Genomic DNA, 478 nt, shown 5'->3' with positions numbered 1-478 from the left:
TCATTGACCGCTCCGGTATCCAGCCGCTTCACTGGAAGTGTACGTTCGGTAACTACCAGGTGCAGAACGATGGTCAGCGCCATGCCCTGAGTCAGGCGAAATCCATTGCGGCAGAGCTGGAAGGCGGCTGTACGAATTTTGTTTTCAGTGGCCGACCTGGCACAGGGAAAAACCACCCGGCGGCGATAGGCAATCCGCTGAGGGAGAAGGGGCGCAGCGTAATTATCATCACTGTGTCTGATGTCATGAGTGTGTCGCACGACAGTTACGACAACGGCAAATCAGGTGAAAAATTTTTACAGGAGCTTTGCGAGGTGGATTTGCTGGTCCTGGATGAAATTGGCATGCAGCGGGATACGCGCAATGAGCAAGTCACGCTTAATCAGATTGTTGACCGCAGAACGTCATCATTACGCAGTGTAGGGATGCTGACGAACCTGAATCATGTCGCAATGAATACGCTTGTAGGCGAAAGGGC

1 protein-coding gene is annotated in these 478 nt (G+C 52.5%); it reads left to right on the top strand.

Features of this window, described 5'->3' with window-relative positions; translation table 11 throughout:
* Nucleotides 1-59: 59 nt before the first annotated feature.
* The coding region (locus tag K0040_RS20080) for an ATP-binding protein (RefSeq protein ID WP_228110450.1) at nt 60-478 on the top strand (419 nt) is incomplete at its 3' end.

The organism is Terrisporobacter petrolearius (assembly GCF_020748185.1).
GTDB lineage: Bacteria > Bacillota > Clostridia > Peptostreptococcales > Peptostreptococcaceae > Terrisporobacter > Terrisporobacter petrolearius.
This window is presented reverse-complemented; position numbering and strand designations above follow the sequence as displayed.